General features: G+C 75.3%; 2 protein-coding genes and 1 pseudogene. All 3 read right to left on the bottom strand.

Going from position 1 to position 2123, the window contains the following annotated elements:
* Positions 1-188 (bottom strand): annotated as a pseudogene (locus KBX53_RS30840) (alpha/beta hydrolase); the annotation flags it as partial.
* A complete protein-coding gene (gene alr, locus KBX53_RS30835; RefSeq protein WP_210863256.1) occupies positions 185-1303 on the bottom strand; it encodes an alanine racemase in 1119 nt (372 codons plus the stop codon). The gene alr and the pseudogene KBX53_RS30840, both read right to left, overlap by 4 nt.
* 89 nt (positions 1304-1392) lie before the next feature.
* Positions 1393-2123 (bottom strand): NAD(P)H-hydrate dehydratase (locus KBX53_RS30830; protein WP_210863254.1); only part of this gene is annotated, 731 nt, incomplete at its 5' end.

Here is a 2123-nt window from a genome sequence, read left to right as displayed (position 1 = left end):
TCGTACCGCTGCTCGTCGAACGTCTCGTGCGCGTAGCGGTCGGCCGGGTCGGCCTTGAGCCGGCGGACCAGGGTCCGTTCGGTCGCCACCCCGGCCGCCAGCCCCGCCGCGGCCACGCCCACCGCCGCGCCGACGATCCCCGCGACCCGACCAGCTGCCGTGCGCGGACGCGGAATGCGATAACTCATTGTCTTTCGCCGTCGTAGACGCGGGGCACCCGCGTGCCGCCGAACCGGGTGACGATCTCGTAGTTGATGGTGCCGACCGCCTCGGCCCAGTCGTCAGCGGTCGGCTCGCCGTCGACGCCGCTGCCGAAGAGCGTCGCCACGTCGCCGTCGGCCACCGGGTCGTCGCCGCAGTCGAGCACGAACTGGTCCATGCAGACCCGCCCCGAGATCGTCCGGCGTACGCCGCCGAGCTGCACCGGACCGGTGTTGGACGCGTGCCGGGGGACCCCGTCGGCGTACCCGAGCGGCACCACGGCCAGGTTCGCGTCGGCTTGCGTCGTGTAGGCGTGCCCGTAGGAGATGCCGGTGCCGGCGGGCACCCGTTTGGTGAGCATCACCCGGGCGCGGGCGCTCATCGCCGGCCGCAACCCGTACGTCTCGCCGGCCACCGGGGAGAGCCCGTAGATGGCCAGGCCCGGACGGACCAGGTCGAAGTGGGTGTCCGGGCGGGTGAGGGTGGCGGCCGAGTTGGCGAGGTGCCGCCAGCGCGGTCGCAGCCCGGCCCGCTCGACCATGGCCAGCCCCTCGTGGAAGACGGCCAGTTGGCGGTCGGTGGTGGGATGGCCGGGCGAGTCGGCGTACACGAAGTGGCTCCACACGCCGACCACCTCGACCAGGCCGTCGGCCTGCGCCTTCGCGGCGGCGTCCAGCAGCGCCGGCCAGTCGGCGACTGTCGCGCCGCCCCGGGACAACCCCGTGTCGATCTTGAGGTGGAGCCGGGCGGGACGCCCGGCGAGGCGACTCGCCTCGATCATCTCGTCCAGTTGACCCAGGCTGGCCGCGCCGAGGTCCACCCCCGCGCTGACCCCCTCGTGCAGCGGCAAACCGGGCGCGAGCAGCCAGGCCAGCACCGGCACTGTCACGCCGGCCCGGCGCAGGGTGAGCGCCTCGTCGAGGGTGCAGACGCCGAGCCAGTCGGCGCCGCCGTCGAGCGCCGCCCGGGCGGCCGGAAGCATGCCGTGTCCGTACCCGTCGGCCTTCACCACCGCCATCAACTCGGCGGTGGTGCCGGAGCGGAGCCTGCCCACGTTCTCGCGGATGGCGTCAAGATCGACGCGTACCTCGGCCTGCCACATGTGCCCAGCCTACTTTCCGCCGTGATCACGGCGGGCGGCGACGCACGTCCCGGCGCGGCGATCCGCCCAGCACGGCTGGAACGGCCCGTTCAGCCCAGCCGGGCCAACACCGGACGCAACGCGGTGGCCACGTCGGGCGCGGTCACCGGCCCACCCCGGGCCGCCTCCCGCCCGGCGAGCCCGTGCAGGTACGCGGCCGCCGCCGCAGCCCGATCGGCGGGCACCCCGGCCGCCAGCAGCGAGCCGAGCAACCCGGCCAACACGTCGCCGGTGCCGCCGGTGGCCAACGCCGAAGTGCCGGTCGGGTTGACGTACGCCCGACCGTCCGGCGTGCCGATCACCGTGCGGTCACCCTTGAGCAGCACCACCGCGTTCATCCAGGCGGCCAGCCGCAGCGTTGCGCCGACCCGGTCGGCACCGGGTTCCTCACCGCAGAGACGCGTGAACTCCCGATCATGCGGGGTGACCACGATGGGCGCGTCCCGACCCCGCAGCCGGTCGGCGAGTGAGCCGTCCACCAGCAGGGTCAGGGCGTCGGCGTCGAGCACCACCGGCACCGGGGCGGCCAGCACGGCACGCAGCTCGGCGGCCGCGTCGGCGCCGGTGCCCAGCCCGGAGCCGCAGACCCAGGCCTGCACCCGGCCCGCGTCGGCGACCCGCTCACTGGCGATCACCGAGGGGTGCTGGTGCAGCACCTCGGCGCGGGCGCTGCCGGCGTAGCGGACCAGCCCGGTCGGGCCGGCCAGCGCGCCGCCCACGGAGAGCACCGCCGCGCCGGGGTAGGTCGCCGAGCCGGTCGCGACGCCCACCACGCCCCGGG

The organism is Micromonospora sp. M51 (assembly GCF_018070305.1).
In the GTDB taxonomy this organism is placed as follows: domain Bacteria; phylum Actinomycetota; class Actinomycetes; order Mycobacteriales; family Micromonosporaceae; genus Micromonospora; species Micromonospora parva.
Note: the sequence above shows the minus strand (reverse complement) of the source record. Positions and strands in the feature narration are given on the sequence as shown.

Coding starts and splice junctions, on each gene's coding strand:
- alr (WP_210863256.1), bottom strand. CDS start 1,303: ATGTGGCAGGCCGAGGTACGCGTCGATCTTGACGCCATCCGCGAGAAC.